Annotated in this window: 16 protein-coding genes, 1 tRNA gene and 2 pseudogenes; all 19 read left to right on the forward strand. The window is 49.8% G+C overall.

Annotated elements, in window-relative coordinates; translation table 11 throughout:
* The first annotated feature begins 174 nt into the window (after positions 1 to 174).
* The 19 genes and pseudogenes from thrS (at position 175) to ACGCCZ_RS01415 (ending at position 24,679) form a co-directional block, all read left to right on the forward strand.
* The gene (gene thrS / locus ACGCCZ_RS01325) at positions 175 to 2,085 is read left to right on the forward strand and encodes a threonine--tRNA ligase (RefSeq protein ID WP_054323595.1); all 1,911 of its coding nucleotides are present in this window, start codon (positions 175 to 177) and stop codon (positions 2,083 to 2,085) included.
* Between the two features lie 440 nt (positions 2,086 to 2,525).
* Positions 2,526 to 2,600, forward strand: a tRNA-Gly gene (locus ACGCCZ_RS01330).
* Between the two features lie 894 nt (positions 2,601 to 3,494).
* Positions 3,495 to 4,370, forward strand: coding sequence for a 5'-methylthioadenosine/adenosylhomocysteine nucleosidase (locus ACGCCZ_RS01335; protein ID WP_411655100.1), 876 nt, complete (start codon positions 3,495 to 3,497; stop codon positions 4,368 to 4,370).
* 315 nt (positions 4,371 to 4,685) lie between these two features.
* A complete protein-coding gene (locus tag ACGCCZ_RS01340) occupies positions 4,686 to 5,036 on the forward strand; it encodes a hypothetical protein (RefSeq protein WP_411655128.1) in 351 nt (116 codons plus the stop codon).
* Positions 4,997 to 5,086: pseudogene (locus ACGCCZ_RS01345) on the forward strand (AraC family transcriptional regulator); the annotation flags it as partial. The gene ACGCCZ_RS01340 and the pseudogene ACGCCZ_RS01345, both read left to right, overlap by 40 nt.
* Positions 5,087 to 5,218: 132 nt before the next feature.
* The gene (locus tag ACGCCZ_RS01350; protein WP_411655124.1) at positions 5,219 to 5,707 is read left to right on the forward strand and encodes a GyrI-like domain-containing protein; all 489 of its coding nucleotides are present in this window, start codon (positions 5,219 to 5,221) and stop codon (positions 5,705 to 5,707) included.
* A gap of 849 nt (positions 5,708 to 6,556) precedes the next feature.
* Positions 6,557 to 11,179 carry a glycoside hydrolase family 2 TIM barrel-domain containing protein gene (locus ACGCCZ_RS01355; protein WP_411655101.1) on the forward strand — a complete coding sequence of 1,541 codons (4,623 nt, stop codon included), beginning with the start codon at positions 6,557 to 6,559 and terminating at the stop codon, positions 11,177 to 11,179.
* Entirely contained in the window at positions 11,133 to 14,051 is a 2,919-nt protein-coding gene (locus tag ACGCCZ_RS01360; RefSeq protein WP_411655102.1) for a LamG-like jellyroll fold domain-containing protein, read from the forward strand. The genes ACGCCZ_RS01355 and ACGCCZ_RS01360 overlap by 47 nt, the downstream gene beginning before the upstream one ends.
* A gap of 979 nt (positions 14,052 to 15,030) precedes the next feature.
* Positions 15,031 to 15,996, forward strand: a complete 966-nt coding sequence (locus ACGCCZ_RS01365) for a beta-ketoacyl-ACP synthase III (protein WP_085534629.1) — start codon at positions 15,031 to 15,033, stop codon at positions 15,994 to 15,996.
* 30 nt (positions 15,997 to 16,026) lie between these two features.
* Entirely contained in the window at positions 16,027 to 16,974 is a 948-nt protein-coding gene (gene fabK / locus ACGCCZ_RS01370; RefSeq protein WP_054323939.1) for an enoyl-[acyl-carrier-protein] reductase FabK, read from the forward strand.
* Positions 16,962 to 17,882 carry an ACP S-malonyltransferase gene (locus tag ACGCCZ_RS01375; protein ID WP_054323940.1) on the forward strand — a complete coding sequence of 307 codons (921 nt, stop codon included), beginning with the start codon at positions 16,962 to 16,964 and terminating at the stop codon, positions 17,880 to 17,882. The genes fabK and ACGCCZ_RS01375 overlap by 13 nt, the downstream gene beginning before the upstream one ends.
* A 33-nt stretch (positions 17,883 to 17,915) precedes the next feature.
* A complete protein-coding gene (fabG, locus tag ACGCCZ_RS01380) occupies positions 17,916 to 18,656 on the forward strand; it encodes a 3-oxoacyl-[acyl-carrier-protein] reductase (RefSeq protein WP_054323941.1) in 741 nt (246 codons plus the stop codon).
* 20 nt (positions 18,657 to 18,676) lie between these two features.
* Positions 18,677 to 19,912 (forward strand): beta-ketoacyl-ACP synthase II, encoded by a 1,236-nt coding sequence (gene fabF, locus ACGCCZ_RS01385; protein ID WP_054323942.1) that lies wholly within the window; start codon positions 18,677 to 18,679, stop codon positions 19,910 to 19,912.
* 12 nt (positions 19,913 to 19,924) lie between these two features.
* The gene (accB, locus tag ACGCCZ_RS01390; RefSeq protein WP_411655103.1) at positions 19,925 to 20,380 is read left to right on the forward strand and encodes an acetyl-CoA carboxylase biotin carboxyl carrier protein; all 456 of its coding nucleotides are present in this window, start codon (positions 19,925 to 19,927) and stop codon (positions 20,378 to 20,380) included.
* A 20-nt stretch (positions 20,381 to 20,400) separates the two neighbouring features.
* The gene (fabZ, locus tag ACGCCZ_RS01395) at positions 20,401 to 20,811 is read left to right on the forward strand and encodes a 3-hydroxyacyl-ACP dehydratase FabZ (RefSeq protein WP_054323944.1); all 411 of its coding nucleotides are present in this window, start codon (positions 20,401 to 20,403) and stop codon (positions 20,809 to 20,811) included.
* A 33-nt stretch (positions 20,812 to 20,844) separates the two neighbouring features.
* Positions 20,845 to 22,189: pseudogene (gene accC, locus ACGCCZ_RS01400) on the forward strand (acetyl-CoA carboxylase biotin carboxylase subunit).
* A 3-nt stretch (positions 22,190 to 22,192) separates the two neighbouring features.
* On the forward strand, positions 22,193 to 23,083 hold the full coding sequence (accD, locus tag ACGCCZ_RS01405; RefSeq protein ID WP_054323946.1) for an acetyl-CoA carboxylase, carboxyltransferase subunit beta: 891 nt from the start codon (positions 22,193 to 22,195) through the stop codon (positions 23,081 to 23,083).
* Complete coding sequence (locus tag ACGCCZ_RS01410; RefSeq protein WP_054323947.1) at positions 23,070 to 23,852, forward strand: acetyl-CoA carboxylase carboxyltransferase subunit alpha; 783 nt, start codon at positions 23,070 to 23,072, stop codon at positions 23,850 to 23,852. Before accD ends, ACGCCZ_RS01410 begins: the two co-directional genes overlap by 14 nt.
* Positions 23,849 to 24,679 carry a DegV family protein gene (locus ACGCCZ_RS01415; protein WP_054323948.1) on the forward strand — a complete coding sequence of 277 codons (831 nt, stop codon included), beginning with the start codon at positions 23,849 to 23,851 and terminating at the stop codon, positions 24,677 to 24,679. Before ACGCCZ_RS01410 ends, ACGCCZ_RS01415 begins: the two co-directional genes overlap by 4 nt.
* Positions 24,680 to 25,077 lie beyond the last annotated feature (398 nt).

The following is a 25,077-nucleotide window of genomic DNA, read 5'->3' on the forward strand; positions in this document are numbered from 1 at the left end:
GAGCGCACGCTGAAAGCATTGCAGAAAGCGTGCCGTTTGGCCGCGTTATAGGCCGCTGAAAGGACAGCAATGCTGTCGAATCAGGGTGGAACCGCGGGTTATTCAGCCTGCCCCTTTGGAACGAAGGGGCAGGCTTTTTGTTTTGTTGAAAATCAAAAAGGAGACGAAGAAACCATGGTAAAAGTAACGCTGAAAGGCGATGTGCGGGAATACGAAGCTGGCACGACAATCGCTGAAATCGCAAAATCCATTGGAGCAGGTCTGTATAAGGCAGCCTGCGCTGGCAAAATCGACGGTGAGGCAGTAGACCTGCGTACACCAGTGACCAAGGACTGTACTGTGGAGATCATGACGTTTGACTCTCCCGAAGGGAAGCACGCCTATTGGCATACCACCTCGCACATTATGGCGCAGGCGGTCCAGCATTTGTTCCCAGATGCGGTGTTTGCCATTGGCCCGGCTATCGATAATGGCTTCTATTACGATATGGATCTGCCGCGCACGCTTACGCCGGAGGATCTGGAAAAAATTGAAGCTGAGATGAAGAAAATCATCAAGCAAGATTTGCCATTGGAGAAGTTTGAACTCAGTCCAGAAGAGGCCAAGGATATGATGGCCCAAAATAAGCAGATATACAAAGTAGAACTGATTGAAGAACACTCCGGAAAAGGGGAGAAGATCAGCTTTTATAAGCAGGGCGATTTTACCGATCTTTGTGCCGGACCGCATCTGATGTCCACTGGGGGCGTCAAAGCGGTGAAACTGCTCAATTGTACAGGCGCCTATTGGCGGGCTGATGCCAACAATAAGATGTTGCAGCGTGTTTACGGCATTTCTTTCCCAAAGGCATCCCAGCTGGAGGAATATGTCACGATGCTGGAAGAGGCCAAAAAGCGCGACCATCGAAAGATTGGCAAAGACCTAGAACTCTTCACCATTATGGAGGAGGGACCCGGATTCCCGTTCTTCCTGCCCAAAGGAATGGTGCTGAAGAATCTATTGATCGATTATTGGCGTGAAATTCATCGGGAGGCGGGGTATCAGGAGATCTCCACACCCATTATCCTGAGCCGGAAGCTTTGGGAGCGCAGTGGACACTGGGATCACTATCAACAGAATATGTACACCACGGTCATTGACGATGAGGACTTTGCGATCAAACCCATGAATTGCCCGGGTGGAATCCTAGTATATAAGACAAAACTACACTCCTATCGTGACCTGCCCCTGCGTATTGGCGAGCTGGGGCTGGTTCACCGCCATGAGCTTTCCGGAGCGCTGCACGGCTTGATGCGCGTGCGTTGCTTCACACAGGATGACGCACATATTTTTATGACGCCGGAGCAGATCAAAGAGGAGATTAAGGGTGTGGTACGCCTGATTGATAAAGTGTACAGCACCTTTGGTTTCAAATATCATATTGAACTGTCGACCATGCCGGAGGACCACATGGGTGCATTGGAAGATTGGAACACGGCAACCGATGCATTGCGTGCGGCGATTACAGAGCTGGGTTATGACTATGAAGTCAACGAGGGCGATGGCGCCTTCTATGGCCCGAAGCTCGACTTCCATCTGACAGATTGTCTTGGCCGCACTTGGCAGTGCGGTACCATTCAGCTGGACTTCCAGTTGCCTGAGCGCTTCGAATTGGAATATACCGGTGCAGATGGTGCAAAACATCGCCCGATTATGATTCATCGCGTCGTATTTGGCAGTATTGAGCGTTTCATTGGCATTCTGACAGAACATTTTGCAGGCGCGTTCCCGATGTGGCTGGCGCCGGTTCAGGTGAAGATCCTGCCGATTGCAGAACGTCACCATGACTATGCCGCTCAACTGGAAAAGGCGCTCACCAGTGCGGGTCTACGCGTAGAAAATGATCTTCGAAGCGAAAAGATCGGATACAAGATTCGTGAGGCACAGCTCCAGAAGATTCCATATATGATCGTAGTGGGAGACAAAGAAGCAGAGCAAGGAAATGTTGCTGTGCGCAGCCGTAAAGAGGGCGATCTGGGAACGATGCCAGTGGAAGCTTTTATCGAAAAAGCGCAGAAGGAAGTCGCAGAAAAAGCGCATGATTAATAGGTGGGCATCCACTGCTTGTTGGTAAGAAAGGCCAGGAGGTACACGGTTGGGAAAGATCACTTCTTTTCCAACGGGTGGTCTCCGGCCTTTTTCCTTAGTTTTAGGAAATGTTCGCATTTTGTCTCAAAGATTATGTAAAGCGATTTTTTTGAAATTTTTCCACGGAATTGCACAGCAACTTTTCCAGCTCTAGTGGAAAAGTGGGCGGAAACAGAGGAAAATGCCGCTCTATCTTGTGGAAAACTCAGTGGAAAATGTGGAATACCATAATTCCCGCAAAATATGGAGGGTTTAGGCCTATGGAAATTATGTAAAGCTCTGACAACACCATACTGAAAAGTTTGATTCTCTGCAATCTTTCTGTAAAAAGAGGCTTGCAACTCGATACAATATATGGTAGAATAGTAAAGCTTTCAAAAAAAAGTTTTATAGTATATGCGGCTGTAGTTCATCGGTAGAGATAGAAGCTTCCCAAGCTTCGGAGGTGGGTTCGACTCCCATCAGCCGCTCCAACGCTACGGTATGTCTTGCACATACCGTAGTTTTCTTTTTGTTGCAAATCGTGGTGGCTACTTCCGCATTTTCGCCATAGGACAGAGGATTCATTCCGATCATTCGCGTTCGTACAAAAGATAAGACGATAAGACACCGAAATTACAACGAATTTCCGTAATATGGCATAGAGATTCTTTGCTATAGAATCGTGCAGAGCTTTATTCCTGCTTGATTTTTCTGCCTCTATCGTGATGGTTTATTGAATAAAACTTGCCATAGATCATCCGATTATTCGCACAAATATAGGATTTAAACACGATTCATCAATCCCAAAACAACCATTTTACCGCAGATTTGCTACGGTTGAACGATTCCTGATATGATACAAAAGGAGTGGGAGAGTTTACACCAAAGCCGTGGAGTTCCCTTTTTTCAAGGGTATCACCCCACTGTACTTTAAGCTCAAAATAGAGCTTCTCTTCTGATCGCATAATTTGTCGCCTGTAAATAAAAATAGACCGGTGGGGAGCCTCGGATAAGCTGACAGGCTTGATAAGCTTTTTATTGGATTCGTATGCAAGAGAATGGTAGAATTTCCTTTTGTCCCTGAAAATCCTATACAAAAGAAGATCAGAAACGAGAAACGTAAAAATAGAGGTTGTTTAAGATTTGTGGGAAAAGTCAAAAGAATAAAAGGGTGCTTTTGCAAAAGATTCATTTGTTTGATGTCTTTTCTCCCAGCCTACTTTTTAACCAAAACAACCCAAGTTTTGTCTGACTTAGTGTTGTTTCGGTAGAATCTGCCAAAAATCGCCTCGATCGGTTGACGGACTACACATCCTTCCTCTACAATAAAGATACAAATCGCATGTTTTCATGTGTGCAAAAGATCTGAGGAGGAATTCATACTTATGAAAAAGATGTCCCGTGCGTTCCTTTCCGCTGTTTTAACAGTCGCTCTGCTGCTGTCTCTCGCTGCGTGCAGCAATGCGGACAACCATTCCAGCACCGTTTCTTCCGAGTCTGTTTCTACGGCTGAAACCAGTTCTGAAGCATCCAGCACCGTTTCCGACGCTTCGGAAAGCAAGCCGATCGGTATCATTACTGCAATGTCCAATGAATTGGCGATGTTGCTTGAAAAAGCTGAAATCAGCGAGACCAAAACCATCGGTGGCGTGGATTACAACATCGGGACATTGGAAGGTCAAGATGTTGTCCTTGTACAGGGCGGTATCGGAAAATCTATGGCAGCCGCGGGTACAACGGTTTTGATTAATGAATTTGATGTGAAATCCATCATCTTCACAGGTATTGCCGGCGGAGTAGGCGATGAAGTTCAGGTTTTGGACGAGGTCATTGCAACGGATTTGGTATTCCACGATTATGGCAATCAGACAAACGATGGATTTGTTTGGGACGCAGCGGCAGGAGTCAATGAAGATGGCACCATTCCTGTAGATGAAGAACTCAGCAAGAAAGCGTATGAAGCAGCCGTTTCCGTTCTGGGTGAGGATCATGTATTCCAGGGCCGCATTGCTACAGGCGATCAGTTTGTTGCCAGTGCAGAGTATGTCACTTATCTACAGGAAGAGTTTGACGCTATTGCCTGCGAGATGGAGGGGGCGGCAGTTGCGCGCATTGCTGCTCAATATGAAGTTCCTTGCTGTGTTATTCGCGCGATGTCGGACAAGGCAGACGGTGCTGCACATGACACCTATGAGAACTTTGGTGATACAGCCGCCGACAATTCTGCGAGCATTGTCCTGGCAATGTTGCAGAGTATGTAACAGCATTTTCAATCGAATGGATCGGTTGTAAATCCCCCGCAGTCCCAAAACTGCGGGGGATTCTTTTTTTAAGTTGGCATGTGTGCATATTTCCAATGGAAATGACCTTATATACAATGCTTTCCAACGGTTTTACCGGCTATCTCCGGTTGGAATAATATGATAACAAGAAAGAATATTGTGTTGTTCCAGTTTGTTTTTGGCGGAACCGATTCCTTTTAAACATGCAATAGCATAGAAAGATGCCATCCTTTATCATGGAAACTACTTTCGGAATATTTCTCAGAGGAATGGGACGGGAACGATTCAGAAGGATTGCTGAACGAAGTTGTTTCAAGTTCCTGGAAAACGATTGACCATTTTAAAGAATGTGTTCCGCTGATTCAACAAGCAGTGAAGCGCACAGAACATCAGGAGAAAAGTGTCCGCCTTTACTATAATGGTATCACACGGAAGGGGGAGAAATCGTTGAATTGGACCGCTGCATTGCAAAATGCAATTGACTACATGGAGGATCATCTGACAGAGACCTTGGATTATGCTGAAATTGCAAAGTGTGCTTGTTCTTCCAGCTTCCATTTTCAGCGAGTTTTTGGTATTGTCTGTGGGTATACGCTGGGGAATATATCCGCAACAGGAGACTCACCCTTGCAGGAAGTGAACTAGTCTCTTCCGATGCCAAAGTCATCGATGTTGCGCTGAAATATGGTTATGACAGTCCAGAAAGCTTTGCGAGAGCCTTTGTCCGGTTTCACGGCATTACACCATCCCAGGCAAAGTCAAATGCAGCGAGCCTAAAGTCTTTCTCCCGTCTTTCCGTAAAATTGGTGATGGAAGGTGGAAATGTAATGGATTATCGCATCGAAAAGAAGGGGCCAATTCAGTTGGTTGCACACAAGGAACGCTTTCAGGGCGGTGATGTTGGAAAGCAGGAGATTCATGCCTTATGGAACAAATTTTGGAAAGACGGCACTATAGAGATACTAAGCCGTTATATCCGTCCCGGAAATGCCATTGGGGATGCACTTGTGGGTATCTGCTTTGACAATCCAGAACAGGGAGATTTCGACTATGCGATCGGCGTCGCTTATGGGGGCGGAGAACTGAAAGATACGCTCTCTTTCGAAGAGATTCCTACCAATACCTGGGCGATTTTCCCCTGCGTAGGGCGTATGCCAGAGGCCTTTCAAAGCTTGTGGAAAAGAATTTATACAGAATTCTTTCCCACCAGTGAATATCAGCCATCGGGAGGCATATGCTTAGAGGTTTATCCGAGCGCCAATATTACTGCTCCGGATTATACCTGTGAGTTTTGGATTTCTGTCGCGAAGAAATAATTCGTTTTTGTCGAAAAAGGGTATGCATATGCATACCCTTTTGGTTTGTTAGGGTCCCCGGCAGAGTCGATGGAGGCACCCTCCAAAAAGCTTTTCCTTTACGCATCGAACAAAGCGAACCGCTAACAACGGTCTTTCAATGATAGAAGGTTGCCGTTAGAACAGTGATTGCCCGTTTACAGGTTATGGAGCAAGGGGTGTAAGCGGCATAAAGCTTTGTGCGTCTGGGGACACTTGCCGGCAATAGACATTTATAAGGACCCCTTAAGCCACCGGCTTAACCGATGATTTTAACTTAGTATATTAGCGAGAGGGACACCCTACCTTTTGCGGAGACTGTCCCTATTAAAAATATTCATTAGTCAATTAGCGAGAGGGATCATCCGCCATTTTACAGCTGCCGTTTGATCACAGTTATCCCTATTACCAATATCCGTTTGTTTATTTGTAATGGGGATATATCAAATGACAGCCCCCACCCAATTGCAGGGTAACCCTGTCATTACTATGATTTATCAAATCTTTAAAGATATGAGGCGAAATTTCAAGTGAATATTTATAAACAATTTGAAAATAGATTGGAATGGAAACACAGAATGTAGATAGGTGTATGTTAAGGGATTAGGGAATGTATTAATTTATTAATACGGAAAATTATAGTCTTTTCTACTTGTGAAAACTAGTAAAAAGAGTGTTCTTTAATTTAATTATTTAACGCGACAACGTGTAATAATATACAGAAATAATTGATTATATATTCTATTTTTATAAAATATAGACAGACAAGAATTACCGTGTTATAATGATTTTGCCTTTAAAGGTAAAATATGTGAAGGAGGAATTGTAACCATGTTTGCAGTCTGGAAATCTTCAAGACGATTTCTAGCCATGTGCTTGGCGGCTTCCATGTTAACCAGCATGTTCAGTGGAGCTGCTTTTGCCGTGGGAGAGACGCAGACTCCAACGTGGAGCAGCAGTGCGCCACAACTTTATGATGCAGGTGGAAATCCCCTGCAAGCGAAAGGCCCGGAACTCGCGCCGGAAGAACCCAAATTTACCCATTACGAGTATACGGGAAAAAACTATACGGACCTCAATGGAGAGGAAGTCCGTGCTAGCGACATCTTTGAAGTAAACCGCGAAGATCCTCACACAACGGCTACCGTAGCCTATGATTCAGAGGAAAAAGCCGTTCTCGGTGCGGTAAACTTTGAAAAAGAGCGCTCGGACTATGTCCAGGTGCTTTCTTCGGATGATTGGGAACTGACGGTCGTACGAAACGACGCAGAGGGGAAGAAATTCCTCGATGGGAAGTTTTATAACAGTGATTATGTACAGGACCCAGAAGACGGATGGCGCACAGTCGATGTTCCTAGAAGCTGGACAACCTATGAAGGGGCTGACTGGGACACTCCGCTTTATGGCGATACGGTAATGCCTTGGCAGCTCAAGTACGATTCGGATGTCCAGGTTCCTGGTATTCCGGTAAATTACAGTCCAGTGGGATTTTATCGAAAGACATTCACAGTGGACGATTCCCTCTATGGAAATGACAACCGTATTTTTATCAATTTCCAGGGAGTTGAGACGGCCTATTATGTGTGGGTCAATGGAAAAGAGGTCGGCTATAGCGAGGATAGCTTCCGGCCACACGAGTTTGACATTACCGACTACTTAAACCCAGCAGGAGAACCGAATATCCTGGCAGTTGAGGTTCACAAGTTCGCAGACGCAACCTGGATGGAAAAACAGGATATGATCCGCGATGGCGGTATTTTCCGCGATGTCTACCTGTTCGCAACCCCGCTGGTTCATATCAACGACTACCAGCTGGAAACCGATCTGGACGATCAGTATCAGGATGCGACCCTGAAGATGGATGTCAATGTCAAGAATTTTAGTTCCGTTCCGGTGGACAACTATGCCGTAGAGGTAAAGCTTTACGATGCAGAGCAACAGCTGGTTCCCGAGGAGCAGTTTGAGACCCAAAGCTTTGATGTGGGTAAAATTGCATCTGGCGAACAGTCCAGCAATAAACAGGCATGGGCTGTAAAAAATCCACATCTGTGGTCCGCAGAAGACCCCTATCTCTATACGTTGGTTCTGAATCTGTATGATAAGAATACAATGACGTATGTAGAGAGCATTTCTCAGCAGCTGGGCTTCCGAGAGATTGGCTTTACACATACGGAACTCGATGATTCTTATCACAATATCACAGAGGAATATGAGCCGATGACGATCAACGGGCAGCCGCTCCTCATCAAAGGTGTCAACCGTTGCGAGTCGGATCCATTCTATGGAAAGTATGTTCCACGCGATGTGGCAGAAGAGGACGTCCGCTTGATGAAACAGTATAACATCAATTCGGTTCGTACTTCTCACTATGGAGACGATGAATACTTCTATTATCTCTGCGACAAATACGGCCTGTACATGATGGCAGAAGCCAACATTGAAGCGCACTCGTTGATTAATGAGATCGATACGATGGCGAAGTATTTCACCAAGGTAGCATTGGAAGACCGGACACCGACCTCTTTCCATACATTGAAGAATCAGACCTCTGTCATTATGTGGTCCATCGCCAACGAGACAGGGTATCCACAGCTGGAGGATTCCGACAGCCTCAAGGCGATGGAAGACGGCGATTATATTTTCCCGAAGTTGGTTGCTTATTATCACGACCGCGACCAGACCCGCCCGGTACATAGTGAAGGTATGCGCTATCAGGGCGGCACCGATATGGATAGCCGGATGTATCCGACTTTGGAGCGTGTACAGCAGGCGGCCGATGCAGAAACCAAGATGCCTTACATCATCTGCGAGTATGACCATGCGATGGGCAACGGTGTTGGAAACCTGAAAGAATATTGGGACATCATCCGCAGCAAGCCCCACATGTTGGGCGGTTATATTTGGGACTGGGTGGATACAGTGCGTGCAACGGATATTGAGGATTGTGCACGGCAGTATAATATCACCGAACTGAGCAATTATGGCGTCACCATGCAGGTCCAGGGTGGAGACAAGCAGGAGGATGCAGACCCAGCCGAAGCGGTGGTGGACAAATCTTTTGGAGGGTTCCTTGTTCTTCCGAAGGACAAAAATACCATCTATGACCAGTATCTCTCCGGGGAAAACATCAACTTTACGCTGGAGACCGTTGTAAAACCACAGGCGGATGTGGCCGATAATATCTTCATTGCGAAGGGCGACTACCAGGTGGCGCTAAAAACATCCGACGATGGTACGCAGCTGGAATTCTCCCTATGCGCAGAAGATGACGGCAATTATTCTTGGCCTGCAATCTTCTGGGACCTTCCGGAAGACTGGGCAGAGAAATGGCATCAGATTGCAGCTACCTATGATGGTAAGGTCATGAAGCTCTATGTTGACGGCGAAGAAGTCGGCAGCAAAGAAGGAAGCTATCAGGTGCCCAATTGGGACGGGATCGATGCCCTCGGCATTGGCTATGATTCTAAGAACCCCGACCATACGCTTAGAGGGCAGATGTCTCTCGCCCGCATCTATGCCAGGGCATTGACACAGGAAGAAATCGTGGCGCAGCGCAGTACGGACGCCCCCATCCAGCCAAACAGCGAGGACGTACTCGTTTGGGTGGACTATTCGCAACCATTTGAATCGGCCAAAACTGGCAACTACAATTACTATGTAGAAGATTTTGCCCATAATCGCCTTTATAACAACGGAGAGATGGACGGAAAGTTCTATGCTTTTGGCGGCGACTGGGGCGACTATCCGACGGACTATGATTTTTGTGCAAATGGCCTGGTATCTGCGGACCGCGATCCACAGCCAGAGCTGTATGAAGTGAAATACCAGTACCAGAATTTCTGGATGACAGCGGATGAAACACAGATCAAAGACCGTCAAGTGACCTTCTACAATGAAACCAGCTTTACCAATTTGGACCAGTATGAGGTATCCTGGCAGCTGATGGAGGATGGTAAGGAGATCGACCAAGGCTTCTTGCATGAAGAGCTTGGTCCGCGTGAGACAAAAACGTTTACCGTTCCTTATACATTACCCGCAGAGAAAAAGGCTGGTGCGGAATATTATCTGAATATCTGGATTCGCCTGAAGGAAGATACCCTCTGGGCGGAAGCAGGGCATGAGATTGCACATGAGCAGTTTGCCATTCCGGCAGATGCACCGGCAGTATCTCCTGTGATTTCCGACCAGGAAGTGGTGATCGATCAGGAAAGCGATCCACAGGTAATCACCGTAACCGGAACAGATTTCCACTTTGAGATCGATAAAACGACAGGCGCCATGCAGAATTATTACTATAAGAATGATCTTCTTATTGAACAGGGACCCATCCCTGACTTCTGGCGCGCAAGAAATAGCAACGATGTCGGCAATGTCGATGGCGATTGGCAAAAAGCCAATAAAGATATTTCGGTAGAGGAAAACGGGATTCAGATCTCTCAGAGACGCGACGGCCGTATGGTCATCACTGCAAATTTGATTTTGAACAGTGGAAAGGGCGCAAAAGAAACGGTTATCTATACCATCGACGGCTCTGGTGTAGTGACGGTCAGCCTGACTTTGGATGCCAGGGGAACAGGGCTTGGTTCCATTATGAAGGTCGGTTCCACAATGACGCTTCCTGTTGGTTATGAGGACATCACCTGGTACGGGGACGGTCCATCTGAGTCGTATACCGATCGTGGCAGCTATGCGATGACTGGATTGTACAACTATACAGTTGACGAAAGTTTCTATCCGTTTGTGGACCCGCAGACTTCCGGCAATTTCAGTGGTGTGAAATGGATGGCTTTGACAGGAAGCGACCGCAATACCGGCATCATGGTAGCTGCTGATGAAAATTTGGAGGCAAGTGCTCTGCGCTTTACTATGGACGAGCTGGACGAAGCGAAGCATCCCTTTGAGCTTCCAGACCCAGATGGCAGAACCTATTTCCATGTCGATCTGATTTCTCGCGGTATCGGCAACGCGAGCTGCGGACCGGACAACCTGGAACAGTATACAATCCCAAATGATCGCGCTTACTCTTATCAGTACTCCATCGTTCCTTTTGAGAATGGCGCAGATCTGATGGAACTCAGCAAGCCGTGGCGCTTACCCGATCAGGAAGAAATCGACCGACAGGCTGCCAAGGTGGTAGAAGACGCTATCGCAGACATTTATGTTTATTCATACAGCCAGCTGGAAGCGATCGAAGCGGTTAAGGCGCAGTACGATGCATTGACCGAGGCGCAGAAAGAGCTGGTTCCCAACTACGGCGACTTGGAGAAAGCTTTGGCGGATGTCTATGCTTTGGAAGGGACTGTCACCGTTATCAAAGATCAAAGTTCCCATCATATCGATACGGAAATTCCCGACAGTGCGGAATTGATTCCCGACGAGACGTTTGGGCTGGTTTTTAGGCGGGAATATGCCGATTCCCAATACCAAAGGTTCCAATGGTGGCGACATCTTTAGCGAAGTATTCCAAGGAAAGCATCCCTTTACCGTAGAATCGTGGTTTAAGCCGCTCGAATCCAATATGGGCGATGCATACAATGTGATCGTTGGAAAGGGAGACGATTGCTTTGGCTTGCGAGCAACCTTGCAAGGGGATGCAACCTATTATGAGTTGTATCTGAAGTCTGGAAACAATTGGTATACCGTAGAGGATACGCTCACTGACAAGGTGCTAAATGTCAATGAATGGCATCACATTGCGGGTGTGTATACAGGAACGACCTTGCAGATCTATCTGGATGGCGAGATGATCCTGGAGAATGTAGATGGAAGCCGCAATGGCATGAATGCAACAGATACAAACTTCTGGATTGGTTATGATCCTGTAGGAGGCTTTGTCGGAAAGAATGAATACGCGATTACACGTGTTTATTCCAGAGCTTTGACAGAGGAAGAACTGACCGGCCAGGAAAAATATGACCGTAAGGAAGCAGCCGAACCCGCAGTTGCACCAGAAGATGAATCGGTCGTCCTGTGGATGAACTTCGCGGACATCGAGTATCGGGATGTGCCGGAAGCGGGCGCAGAAGTGGCCCTGTCTCCAAAACGTGCAGAAATTGTTGTAGGAACCAGCCAAGAGTATACGATTGTAAAGGCCGCTCCGACGGCAATTGCAAAGGCGGGTTCTGCACGTGCAGCAGCAACACTGGAAGACCTGCAAGCACTGCTGGATCAGGCAAACGCCATTGATACCAGCATCTACACCGAGAGCAGTGTTGCAATCTTGAAGGCGGCAATCAATGTGGCAAACGTTGTTGTTGCTACGCCAGGTGTAACGGAAGAAATCATCGACAGTGCTTACAACATGCTGAAGGCCGCTATCGAAGGATTGGTGTGGGACGATACCTATGAAGTGATGTCTGCAGATTGGTCGGTGGTGGATGTATTCGGCAAGCCGGTAAATGGTGTCACCATTACCCCGAATGCGGAAGATGCCGGCAAGGCGACCGTTTCTGTAGGCGAAGCGGTTCCGGTTGGAACACGAATTCGCGTGATGGCGACGAACATCAATGGCAATGAGAATCTTACAGCAAAGACCTATGCAACCGTCGTTCCAGAGCCGGAAAAGACCCCGCGCGAAAAGCTGGAAGAACTGTATCTGGAAGCGACCAAGATCCACGACGCAGGCCAGGGCGAGTATCTGGAAGAGGCTTGGAATGCGTTCGAGTCCGCTTATAAGGCGGCAGGAGCAACGCTTGACAACGAGGCGGCGACGGACGACGAGCTGAGAAATGCAGCAGAGACTCTGCAAAATGCCATTGACGGCTTGACCGCAGAAGAGCCATCCGAGCATAAGCTGCTGGTTGAGTTCGACGACAATGTGACTTTGTGGGTCGACGGAGAGAAACCGCCCTATGCGGATAAGCTAGGCAGCTATACGGCAAATGTTATGGCAGGCGATGAAGTACAACTGACCTTTGCTCCGAGAGTGGACGGCAGAGAATTTGCAGCAGCCTCTGTGATTGTGAACGGTGAAGAGACAACAATCGATATCGAGGCGCTGGAATCCACAAGAGCGATTGACTATGTGCTAAATATGCCGAACACGGAGACTACGGTGCAGTTCAAGAGCACGATTGTCAACAAGCTTTTGTTGCGAGACGCGATCCAGAGTGCAGGAAAGGCTATGAAAGGCGACGAGTACGCGACGATGGTGCCAAGCGCGAAGAAGCTCTTTGACGAGGCCTATGAGGCGGCAATCAAGGTAGAGGCGGACAGAACCGCATTGCAGGACGAGATCAATGAAGCATGGCTAAACATGACGGATGCCATGTTCTACCTGTCCTTTACCGCAGGAGACCGAGAGGGCCTGAAGGCGTTGTTGGATAGCCTGCCGGAACTGAATGAGGAAGACTTCACGCCGAACAGCTGGAGCGTCTATGAAAAGGCAAAAGCGGACGCAGAAGAGTTGGTAAACGACGAAGATGCTCTCGAGGTGGAGGTAGAGCCGGCGAAGCAGGCTTTGCGTGATGCAATCCAGGGCTTGACGATGCGGGCGGACACCAGCACACTGAAAACGCTGATCGCAAAGGGCAATGAGATTCTTCCAGACCTGGACAGCTATGAGAGCAGCGAAGAAGTCAAAAAGGCCTTTACTGACGCGCTGAATGCGGCCGAGGGGATTCTGAACGATCCGAACGCGACGCAGGAAGAAGTGAACAGCATTGCGACCGAATTGACCATAGCGATGGCAAATCTGCGCAAGACGCCGGATAAGGAAGCGTTGGAAGCTCTGATCGCAAAGGGCGAACAGGTAAATGCGAACGACTATACAGCGGCAGATTATGCAGCGTTGCAGGCAGCGCTTCAGACAGCGAAGGTAGTTCTGGAAAAAGAAGATGCGACTTCCGAAGAGATTGAAAGCGCATACAATGCGTTGGAAGCGCGTATCCAGGCGACAAAGGGAGAAGAACCCACAAAGCCGGATAACGACCAGAATAGCGGAAACAAGAAACATACCAGCTCTTCCGGCTCGAAGAGCAGCGGGAACATCTATGGTTCCGCGGGCAGAGCAGTGGTGAATCCGACCGTCGCAGCGGCGCAGGGAGTTGTAGCCCAGGCGAGCGTATACAGCGATACGACGGTAAACTTCACATTGAAGAGAGGCGCAGCATACTGCTTCAAGATGACCGTGGTGAATGGAAACGGGCTGGTACCGAGCTTCACAGTGGGCAACGGAAGCGTTCTGAAGACACAGTTTGTGACGCAGATCGGCAATGACTACTACTATAGAGTTTATGCAGTTGGCACACCGGGCCAGAGCACGGGAGTCTATACGACCTTGCCGGGCCAGAATGCGCAGATGCATTGTACGGTGACGGTTGGCTGAATGCCTGGATAACTTGCGAATGGCATAAGCCACTCAGCTTAGGCAGCAGATGACGGAAGCGCGTTTTCGTAGAAAACGCCGTAGGAGCGAAAGACGCTGTGCGTCCGCCAGGCGAGGGTACGGGAGGTCTATACGACCTTGCCGGGCCAGAATGCGCAGATGCATTGTACGGTGGCCGTTGGTTGAGCACTGGATAACTTACAAATGGTATAAACCCATTCAGTTAGGTAGCAGATGACGGAAGCGCGCTTTCATAGAAAACGCCGTAGGCGCGGAAGACGCTGTGCGTCCACCGGGCCAGAGTACGGGAGGTCTATACGACCTTGCCGGTACAGAATGCGCAGATGCATTGTACGGTGACCGTTGGCTAAGTGGAGAAAGAAAACTCTATAAAAGTGTCGCGGACAGATTTCAATGCTTGGAAATTGGGATTTGTGACCGATACATAGGCATATTCTCATCCCTAATTCGATAATGCAGGACACCCTGCCGCATTCCTAAATGTGTTTGCGGCAGGGTGTTTCTATGATCAAACTGTTTTTTGCTCTTATTGGACGGAGTGTATACAGCACTCGCCGTGTTATGGAAGCCTCCCTTCATCCTTTAATATGTCGATTAAATATGTTAGCTTATCATTTCAACGCCAATTGGGAAGGGAATAGTCCAGCTTTCTGGCAAACCTGTTGGAAAATCTCAAGTGTTTTTTGCAATTTTTCATTCCATATAGAGGAAAACATTGTGGTATAATAAGGATGAAAACTGTTCATGGAGATTTGGAAAAATATTTTTCGCTTGACAAAAAATGGATTTGCAATATAATTAAAAAAATTGAAGTATTTTAAAATGAGCTGTTTTGCACCTGCCGGACGTTTGAAAACGGCTGCGTGGAGTGTGCCCGATTTGGGGAGTTCTCCTGAGGGACCTTGTGGTTCTTCGCACCGCGGACGGCAATCTAAAAGAGAGAAAGAATGGTGTGCATATGAGTTTTCAGATCCTAGGAACGGGAAGTGCCCATCCGGTCTGTTCACAGACAAATGATGACCTCTCTGTGTTCCTGGATACCTCTGATGAATGGATTTCCACGCGAACCGGGATTAAGAGCCGGTATGTCTGTACCACGGAAACCATTTCCGATCTGGCTGTACAGGCGGGGCGTGCTGCGCTGCAAAATGCAGGAATTACACCAGAAGAACTGGACTTGATCCTCTGTTCTACCATACGCGGCGATTACATAACCCCTGCCTTGGCTTGCATCGTGCAAAAAAGTTTAGGGGCGACATGTCCGGCTTTCGATATTAATGCGGCATGTTCGGGTTTTGTCTATGCGTTAGATGTTGCGGATGGATATTTCGTCCGTAAGCGTGTAAAAAAGGTTTTGGTTGTCGCTGCTGAAGAGATGTCCAAGTTATTGGATTGGAAGGACCGCAGAACTTGTGTGTTGTTTGGCGATGCTGCGGGCGCGGCGGTGCTAGGAGAAGGCGAAGGACTGCGCTCTATTCGAATTACGACGACAGGAAATTCGGATGCCTTGCGCATCCCGCATGTGCGGGGAAGTTCTCCATTTGATAAGACCCAGGCTGAATCCGCGGAGTCCTTCCTATATATGGATGGACAGGAAGTCTACAAATTCGCGGTGGCCGCTATGTGCAACGATGTGCGCATCGTATTGGAAGAAGCGGGGTTCACGGAGGAGGATGTGGATTACGTGTTGCCACATCAGGCCAATTTGCGCATCATTGAGACAGCGAAAAAGAAGTTGAACATTCCTGCGGAGAAGTTCCATGTCAATATCAGCCGGTATGGCAATACATCGTCCGCTGGAGTGGCAATCTTAATGGATGAGATGCATCGTGCAGGGAAGTTTCATCCAGGCGACGTACTGGTGCTTTCGACCTTTGGCGGAGGTTTGACAACAGGCGCCTGTACATTGGTATGGACGGTATAAGTAAGGATATTTGGAAAGGAGTCGTTTTTTATGATAAAGACACCGATTTGTGAATTGTTGGGCATTGAATACCCGATCTTGCAAGGGGGGATGGCCTGGGTGGCTGATGCATCCTTGGCTTCCGCGGTATCCAATGCGGGTGGCTTAGGCATCATCGCTGGCATGAATTCCAATGGCGAGCAGCTCCGTACCGAGATCCGCAAATGCCGCGAATTGACGGACAAACCTTTCGGCGTGAACGTGATGTTGATGAGCCCCTTTGTAGAAGAGGTCGCACGTGTGGTCGTGGAGGAGAAGGTTCCGGTGCTCACCACGGGAGCAGGGAATCCCGGTAAATATATGCCCGCATGGTTGGAAGCGGGTATCAAGGTGGTACCGGTGGTAGCTTCTGTGGGCGTGGCCAAACTGGTGGAAAAGCGTGGAGCGGCCGCAGTGATTGCAGAGGGTGGCGAAAGTGGCGGCCATATCGGAGAATTGACTACGATGGCGCTTGTCCCTCAGGTATGCGATGCGGTAAAGATCCCTGTGATTGCGGCGGGCGGTATTGCAGATGGCCGTCAACTGGCAGCAGCTTTCATGTTGGGCGCTGTAGGGGTGCAGGTAGGTACCCGTTTCTTGGTGGCGAAGGAATGTACGATTAGTCCTGTTTATAAGGAGAAGATTCTCAAAGCAAAGGATATTGATACGATCAGTACCGGCCGCCGTTTGGGGCACCCGGTGCGCGCTTTAAAGACGCCGTTTACCCGGGAGTTGGCCCACATGGAATATGATTCCAATATTTCAGACGAGGAGCTTGAGCAGTTTGGCGTAGGCGCTCTGCGTAAGGCGGCACGTGAGGGGGATGCGCAACACGGTTCGTTCTTGGCAGGTCAAGTTGCGGCGATGGTCCACAAGGAGCAGACCGCCAAGGAGATCATCACGGAACTCTTTGAACAGGGAGAACAGGTACTTGGAGGTGCGATGAAATGGGTAAAATAGCCTTTTTATTCAGTGGCCAAGGCGCCCAATATCCTGGAATGGGAAAATCGCTTTGTGAAGCCAGCAGTGCTGCGAAAGCGGTATTTGACCTGGCAGATTCTGTGCGTCCTCATACATCTGTACAGTGCTTTTCTGGCACCAAAGAAGAACTGAGCCAGACAGAGAACACACAGCCCTGTGTTTACTGTGTCGATTTGGCAGCAGCGGAAGCACTGAAAGCGTGTGGCATTGTTCCGGATGTGGCAGCTGGTTTTTCGCTCGGAGAAGTGGCGGCGCTAACCTTCTGTGGAGTACTGACTCCGGAAGAGGGGTTTCAGCTGGTTTGTAAGCGTGCTTCTTTTATGGATGAAGCAGCCCAACGTACCAACGGCGGCATGGCCGCGATTCTTAAGTTGCCGGATGAGCGTGTAGAGGCGCTTTGTGCAGAACAGAAAGGGACGTATCCGGTCAATTACAACTGCCCTGGGCAGGTGTCGGTGGCGGGGGAAAAGGCAGCACTGGAACGGCTTTGCAAAGCGGTTCAGGAAGCCGGCGGCCGCGCCGTACCGCTTGCTGTCAGCGGCGGATTTCACTCCCCAATGATGGATTCGGCGGCGGAAAAGATGCAGCTGGAGCTTCAGAATGTGGCGGTGTCCGCTCCAACAGTTCCGCTCTATGCCAACTACACCGCAGAGCACTATGCGGCGGATGCGGCAGCAATCAAAGAGAATATCGCCATGCAAGTGAACCATCCGGTGCCATGGCAGGCAATTTTGAAAAAGATGGCGGAGGAAGGTGTCACCGACTTCGTAGAGGTCGGCCCTGGGAAGACGCTTGCCGGCTTGGTAAAAAAGACCCTTCCGGGGGTTTCCATCCATCGCGTAGAGGATGCAGAAACCTTACAAGCTACCGTGGAAGCACTAAAATAACACTGAAATCACGAGACTAAAGGAGGAATTCTTTTGCTGACCAACCAGACAGCCGTGATCACGGGAGGTTCCCGTGGAATCGGCCGCGCGATTGCCCTGAAGATGGCGGAAAACGGCGCAAATGTAGCGATCGTTTATGCGGGCAATGAGGAAGCCGCCCAGGAAACGTGCGCACTCGCTGCGGAGCACGGCGTAACGGCCAAGGCATATCGCTGTGATGTGGCGGACTTTGATGCAACAAAGGAGGCCGTGGCACAGATTCTGGCGGACTTCGGACAAATCCATATTTTGGTGAACAATGCCGGTATTACGCGCGATGGTCTGCTGCTTTCTATGAAGGAAGCAGACTTTGATGCGGTGATCGGCACCAATCTGAAGGGCGCATTCCATATGATTAAGCACTGCTATTCCCATTTTATGAAGCGCCGCAGCGGAAGAATCATCAATATTTCCTCCGTTTCCGGTCTTATGGGGAATGCGGGACAGGCAAACTATGCGTCCGCAAAAGCCGGTTTGGTCGGATTGACTAAGACGGTTGCAAAAGAACTCGCATCCCGCAATGTGACTTGTAATGCCATAGCGCCGGGATTTATTGAAACCGACATGACAGCGCAGCTCAGCGATAAGGTCAAAGAGGGAGCAAATGCAGTCATCCCGCTCAAGCATATGGGAAAACCGGAAGATATTGCAAATTTGGCGGTTTTCCTGGCAGGGGATGGCGCTTCCTATATCACTGGTGAGGTCATCCGCGTCGACGGCGGCCTCGGTATGTAAACGTTTGGGGGATTGTAACGATGGAAAAAAGAGTTGTGATTACCGGAATTGGCGCGCTTACACCGCTTGGCAATGACATTCCGACCTCTTGGGAAAACCTGATTGCAGGCAAAAACGGCATTGCGAAGATTACAAAATTTGATACCTCCAACAGCAAAGTGAATATTGCAGCAGAGGTCAAGGGGTTTGATCCGCTTCAATATATTGAAAAGGCACAGGTGCGCAAATTGGATCGATTCACCCAGTATGCCATTGCCGCTTCTGCACAAGCAATGCAGGACAGTGGCATCGAGGGGAAGGTGAAACCGGAGCGCCTGGGGGTTTATATCGGGACCGGTGTGGGCGGTATGGACACCTTTGTAGAAGAGGTCACTAAGTTGCTCAACAAGGGCCCGAAAGGGATTTCGCCGTTTTTCATCACAAAGATGATTACCAATATCGCCTCCGGCAATGTCGCAATCCGGTACAATGCGAAGGGTCCGTCCATGTGCGTTGTAACGGCATGCGCGACTTCGGCACATGCGGTTGGCGAAGCATTCCGCGCGATCAAGCACGGTTACGCGGATGCAATCCTTGCAGGTGGTACGGAAGCGACCATCAATGAAATGGCAACCGCCGGCTTTGCAAATTGCATGGCGTTGTGTACAAGCAACGATCCGGAGACTGCATGCACCCCGTTTGATAAGCGCCGCAGTGGCTTTGTCATGGGCGAGGGCAGCGCGGTCATGGTTTTGGAAGAATACGAGCATGCAATTGCACGCGGTGCGAAGATTTACGCCGAATTGGTCGGTTATGGAAACACAAATGACGCGCACCATGTGACAGCGCCAGACCCCGAGGCGGATGGTCCAGCCAATGCAATCCGGTTGGCGATTGCAGAGGCACAGATGCCAGAGGATGCCTCCCTGTATATCAACGCGCATGGAACCAGCACGCCGCTGAACGATAAGACGGAGACGCTGGCCTTTAAAAAGGCTTTGGGACAAAAAGCGTATGAGGCGGTCATCAGCTCTACAAAGTCGATGACCGGTCACATGTTGGGGGCAACGGGCGCATTTGAGGCGATTGTGTGTGCTTTGGCGTTACAGAATAGCATTGTTCCGCCGACCATCCATTATCAAGAGCCGGACCCGGACTGCGACCTCGACTATACGCCCAATACAGCGCGCAAGGTGGATCTGGATTATGCACTGTCCACCAACCTTGGCTTCGGCGGACACAACGCATGTTTGGTCCTCAAGAAGTACAAAGGTTAAGGAGGTAGTGTCATGAAGATCGAAGAAATTCGGGAGCTGGCACAGATTATGAAGGAAAATGGACTGGGCGTCCTGGAACTACAAGAGGACGGAACCAGCCTTCGTTTGGAAACTGCTTGCGCGACGGCTCCCGTGGTTCAGGCAGTGGTGCCTGCCGCCGCCCCTGCGGCGCCCGCCCCGGCTCCAACAGCTCCGGCAACCGCGCAGGATGGGACGCCGGTGGACTTCAACAATCTCAAAGAGGTCAAGTCGCCGATGGTCGGCATGTTTTATCAGGCTCCTTCCCCGGAGGCGGCCCCCTACGTCCGTGTCGGCAGCAAGGTGAAAAAGGGCGATGTGCTCTGTGTTATTGAGGCAATGAAGCTTCTCAATGAGATCACTGCGGATACGGATGGCGAAATTGTAGATGTTTGTGTTGAGAATGGGCAGTTGGTAGAGTATGGCCAGGTGCTCTTTAAGATTTTTTAAATGCTGGGGGAGAGGAACCGATGACAAAAGAAGAGTTGAAAGAGGTTCTGCCGCATCGCGAGCCGATGCTCTTGCTGGATGAGGCAACCAAAATCGAGGACAACCTAGCAGAGGGTAAGTATACGGTGCGCGGCGATGAATGGTTTTTGCAAGGGCACTTTCCAGGGAACCCAGTGGTTCCAGGGGTCATTCAATGCGAGATGATGGCGCAGACCTGCTGTGTTTTGTTGGTAGAGGATGTCAAGGGGCATACCCCGCTCTACGGCGGCCTGGATAAGGTGCGCTTTAAGGGGCAAGTAAAACCCGGCGATACCATAGTGTTCCACTGCAGTGCGACCGGGCGGCGTGGACCGTTCTGCTTTGCAAAGGGCGAAGGGCGTGTCAACGGCAAGGTAGTGGTCAAAGGAGAGCTCTCCTTTGCCATTGTTTGAGCTTGTGAATCTGAGGATAAAGAGGTGTAGGCCTTGTTTTCGAAAATATTGATCGCCAACCGCGGGGAAATCGCGGTGCGTATCATCCGTGCCTGCAAAGAGATGGGGATTTCCACCGTAGCTGTCTTTTCGGAGGCGGATCGCGACGCACTGCATGTGAGTTTGGCGGATGAGAGTATCTGCATTGGCCCCGCGCCGGTGCAGGACAGCTACCTGAACATGACGGCGATTCTCTCCGCTGCGGAGGCGACGGGCGCTGGCGCCATCCATCCGGGATATGGCCTGCTCTCTGAAAATGCGAAGTTTGCCGCTTTGTGCGAGGAATGCCATATTGTCTTTATCGGACCGACCTCAAAAGTTATTTCTGAGATGGGCGACAAGGATGCCGCGCGTAAAACCATGATTGCAGCGGGGGTGCCGGTGGTACCGGGCTGTGAGATGGTAGAGGATCTGGAACAGGCGCACAAGGAAGCGGACCGGATTGGGTATCCGCTTTTGGTCAAAGCGCGCGCAGGCGGTGGCGGACGGGGGATTCGCCGCGTCAGATCGTTCGGAGGATTTTGAAACGGCGTTTCGTTCTGCATCGCAGGAAGCACAGTTGGCCTTTGGAGACGGCGGGGTCTACCTGGAAAAATTTGTTGCTCCGGCCAAACATATCGAAATGCAGCTGCTCTGTGACCGCCAAGGAAACGTGGTCACATTGGGCGAGCGAGAGTGTTCCATCCAGCGCAAAAATCAGAAGTTGATCGAGGAAAGCCCCTCTCCGGCGGTTACCCCGGAACTTCGCCAGAGAATGGCGGATGCGGCAACCAAGGCTGCAAAGGCGGTTGGGTATACAGGTGTGGGAACGGTGGAATTCCTACTGGACCCTGAGAAAAATTTCTATTTCATGGAGATGAACACGCGCCTTCAGGTGGAGCATCCGGTCACAGAGATGGTCACCGGTATCGATTTGGTGAAGTGGCAGATTCGTGTCGCCGCAGGAATGTCTTTGGGCTTTACCCAGGAAGATATCCAGATTTCCGGCCATGCGATTGAGTGCCGCATCAATGCGGAAAATCCAGAACTGAATTTCCGGCCAAGTTGCGGAAAGATCTCTTTGTTGCATATTCCGGGTGGTCCTTGGGTTCGGTTTGATACGGCATTGTACCAGGATTATCTGGTACCGCCGTTCTATGATTCGCTGATCGGCAAGCTGATTGTCCATGCGCCAACGCGTGAAGAGGCTATCCGCAAAATGCAGGCGGCCCTGTGCGAATTGGTGGTCGAAGGCGTGGATCACAACGCAGAGCTTCACATGGATATTTTGAGTTCTCCGTCGTTCAAGTCCGGAGATTACTATACAAACTTCATGGAATTGCGGGAAAAGAGGGGATAATGGATGCTTTCGAAAAATCTGTTTAAGAAACCAAAGAACGACCTGGAATCGTACGACAAATACACCAAGTCCCCCGCTCCGGATATTCCCAGCGAATTATGCATCTCCTGTCCGGAGTGTAAGGCGATGCTCTTTACCAGCGAATTAAACGATCATCTGCATGTTTGCCCCAAGTGTGGCCATCATTTTCGCGTAAATGCGCGGCAGCGAATCAGCCTGATTGCCGATGAGGATTCATTTGAAGAGCACGATGCAGGAATGCGTTCCCGCAATCTGATTGGCTTTCCAAATTATGATCGTAAGCTGAAACATGCGTATCTGGACAGTGCAGAAAAGGAAGGCGTTGTTTGCGGTACGGCGCGCATCGGTGGGATGAAGTGTTGCCTCTTTGTGATGGAGCCGTATTTTATGATGGGAAGTATGGGGACTGTTGTGGGTGAGAAAATTACCCGCCTGTTTGAATATGCCACAGCACATTCCCTCCCGGTAATCGGTTTTACGGTTTCTGGCGGTGCACGCATGCAGGAGGGAACCCTTTCCCTCATGCAGATGGCAAAGACCAGCGGTGCGGTAAAACGCCACAGCGATGCTGGTAACCTTTATGTGGTTGTGTTGACCGATCCGACGACCGGTGGGGTGACGGCAAGCTTTGCAATGGAAGCCGATATCACATTGGCAGAGCCAAATGCATTGATCGGCTTTGCGGGGCCGCGTGTCATCAAACAGACGATGCGGCAAAAGTTGCCCGCAGGATTCCAGCGTGCGGAGTTTCTGTTTGAGAAGGGGTTCGTAGACCAAGTGGTCCAGCGAAGCGCGCAGAAAGAAGTGTTGACAAAGTTGTTGGCATTGCACGGCGTAACCCCGGAAGGAGGAGCGTCCAATGGAAGCATTTGAGCGTGTACAGGCGGCCCGTGCCAAAGGGCGGCCGACTGGAACGGATTTCATCAATCATATTTTTGAGGATTTTATCGAGATGCATGGCGATCGCCGCTTTGGAGACGACAAGGCGATTGTGGCGGGAATTGCCCGCCTGAACGGCTTGCCCGTTACGGTCATTGCACTGGAGCGCGGCCATGATACAAAGGAAAAATTGTTCCGAAATTTTGGTTCCGCTCACCCGGAGGGGTATCGGAAAGCACTTCGCCAGATGAAGCTGGCAGAGAAGTTTCATCGTCCTGTGGTCTGTTTTGTCGATACAGCCGGAGCTTTCTGCGGCATTGCAGCGGAGGAACGTGGACAGGCGCAGGCCATAGCGGAAAATCTCTACGAGATGATGACTCTTAAGACGCCGATACTTTCCATATTCATTGGCGAAGGCGGCAGTGGCGGAGCGTTGGGCCTTGCGGTGGCCGATGAGGTGTGGATGCTGGAAAATGCCGTCTATTCGGTGATTTCGCCTGAAGGCTGTGCGAGTATCCTTTGGAAGGACAGTTCTAAGGTGCGGGAGGCGGCTGCATGCCTGCGCATGACGGCGCAAGACCTGCTGGAATTTGGCATTATTGAAAAAGTCATTCCGGAGGAGCAGAACCAATTTGAAGAAGTATATCAGAGCTTAAAGGCCGAACTGTATGAGAAGCTTTCTCATAATGCAACGCTTCCCATTCAACAATTGCTCGACAACCGTTATAACCGCTTCCGCAGACTGGGGGCGGGAAACGGATGATTACACTGGTGACGGACAGCACGGCTTATTTGACAAAGGCGGAGGCGGAAAAGCTGAAAATTCGCTTAGTGCCGATGCATTATATTCTTGCTGGGAAGTCCTATGCAGAGAGTTATGCGGATGAAAATGGCGATTTTGTTCCCCAAATTGCTGCGCATCAGGAGATCTGTGCAACAGCACAGGCTTCTGTAGCGGATTTTGTCGGAATCTTTCAGGCCATTGTTCATCAGGGGGGCGAGGTGCTCTGCCTGGTAATTTCCTCACGACTGAGCGGCGCTTACAGCAGTGCCTGTATTGCTGCAAAGGCGGTAGACGCTGAAAAAGTGCGTGTGGTGGATTCCCGGACAACGGCGGGGGGCTTGGCGCTGCTGCTCAAGCGCGCGGCTGCTTTGATTCGTCAAGGATATCCTTTGGAGGATATTGTGGCGCAGATCAAAGAGCAACGTGGAAAGACCGGCATAGCCTTTTCTGTAGAGGACATGGATGCTTTGCGCAAAAGTGGGAGGCTGAGTATTGTACGCCAGTCTGTAGGCTCTATTCTCAATATCCGACCGATTCTGTGCTTGGAAAAGGACGGAGGCGCCCTGATTTCGGGAGGAACAGCGCGTGGCCGTAATGCACAGATGCAGGCGTTGGCCGATCGTGTACCGGAGAAAGTCAAAGAGGTCATCATCGAGTCCTTGGGTAGCGCTTACATGGCACCCGCGCTGAGAGAACGTATCCGCGCGCGGTTTCCACAGGTGACCATCTCACATGCCACCATAGGCCCGGTGTTGGCGATTCATATAGGCCTGGATGTGATTGGTGTGGCGTGGTCGGAAGAATAGATATAACAGAGAAGTCGATTTTAAAAAGTATAGAGGTAACTCGCTTTCGATAAGAGGGTGTCCCCAAACTACGAATCTTTGGATTCATAGGAAAGGGGCATCCTCTTTCTGTTTGGAAAAATATCTGCGTTTCTAAAAAACGTGGGCATCCTTCAAGTCATTTCATGGCTTTTGGGATACCCCCTTTGTTTTTTTAGCCCGAAAAGCTCTGATAGTACTAGAGGGTTAAAAGGAGTTTTAATAGGGAATAGAAAATGGAGATCCTTTTGGACGCAATAGAGCCGTAGCCTGTCGATTGTGCTGAGTATTTAAAAGAGGATAGTTGGACATGGCGTCCAATAACGCGAATTGCATCACACATATCACATGGAATTGTAAACAGATCAGGTTTTTATCTA

It is taken from the genome of Anaeromassilibacillus sp. SJQ-1, assembly GCF_046693725.1.
Classification (GTDB): Bacteria; Bacillota; Clostridia; order Oscillospirales; family Acutalibacteraceae; genus Anaeromassilibacillus.

Coding starts and splice junctions, on each gene's coding strand:
- thrS (WP_054323595.1), top strand. CDS start 175: ATGGTAAAAGTAACGCTGAAAGGCGATGTGCGGGAATACGAAGCTGGC.
- ACGCCZ_RS01335 (WP_411655100.1), top strand. CDS start 3,495: ATGAAAAAGATGTCCCGTGCGTTCCTTTCCGCTGTTTTAACAGTCGCT.
- ACGCCZ_RS01350 (WP_411655124.1), top strand. CDS start 5,219: ATGGATTATCGCATCGAAAAGAAGGGGCCAATTCAGTTGGTTGCACAC.
- ACGCCZ_RS01355 (WP_411655101.1), top strand. CDS start 6,557: ATGTTTGCAGTCTGGAAATCTTCAAGACGATTTCTAGCCATGTGCTTG.
- ACGCCZ_RS01360 (WP_411655102.1), top strand. CDS start 11,133: ATGCCGATTCCCAATACCAAAGGTTCCAATGGTGGCGACATCTTTAGC.
- ACGCCZ_RS01365 (WP_085534629.1), top strand. CDS start 15,031: ATGAGTTTTCAGATCCTAGGAACGGGAAGTGCCCATCCGGTCTGTTCA.
- fabK (WP_054323939.1), top strand. CDS start 16,027: ATGATAAAGACACCGATTTGTGAATTGTTGGGCATTGAATACCCGATC.
- ACGCCZ_RS01375 (WP_054323940.1), top strand. CDS start 16,962: ATGGGTAAAATAGCCTTTTTATTCAGTGGCCAAGGCGCCCAATATCCT.
- fabF (WP_054323942.1), top strand. CDS start 18,677: ATGGAAAAAAGAGTTGTGATTACCGGAATTGGCGCGCTTACACCGCTT.
- accB (WP_411655103.1), top strand. CDS start 19,925: ATGAAGATCGAAGAAATTCGGGAGCTGGCACAGATTATGAAGGAAAAT.
- fabZ (WP_054323944.1), top strand. CDS start 20,401: ATGACAAAAGAAGAGTTGAAAGAGGTTCTGCCGCATCGCGAGCCGATG.
- accD (WP_054323946.1), top strand. CDS start 22,193: ATGCTTTCGAAAAATCTGTTTAAGAAACCAAAGAACGACCTGGAATCG.
- ACGCCZ_RS01410 (WP_054323947.1), top strand. CDS start 23,070: ATGGAAGCATTTGAGCGTGTACAGGCGGCCCGTGCCAAAGGGCGGCCG.
- ACGCCZ_RS01415 (WP_054323948.1), top strand. CDS start 23,849: ATGATTACACTGGTGACGGACAGCACGGCTTATTTGACAAAGGCGGAG.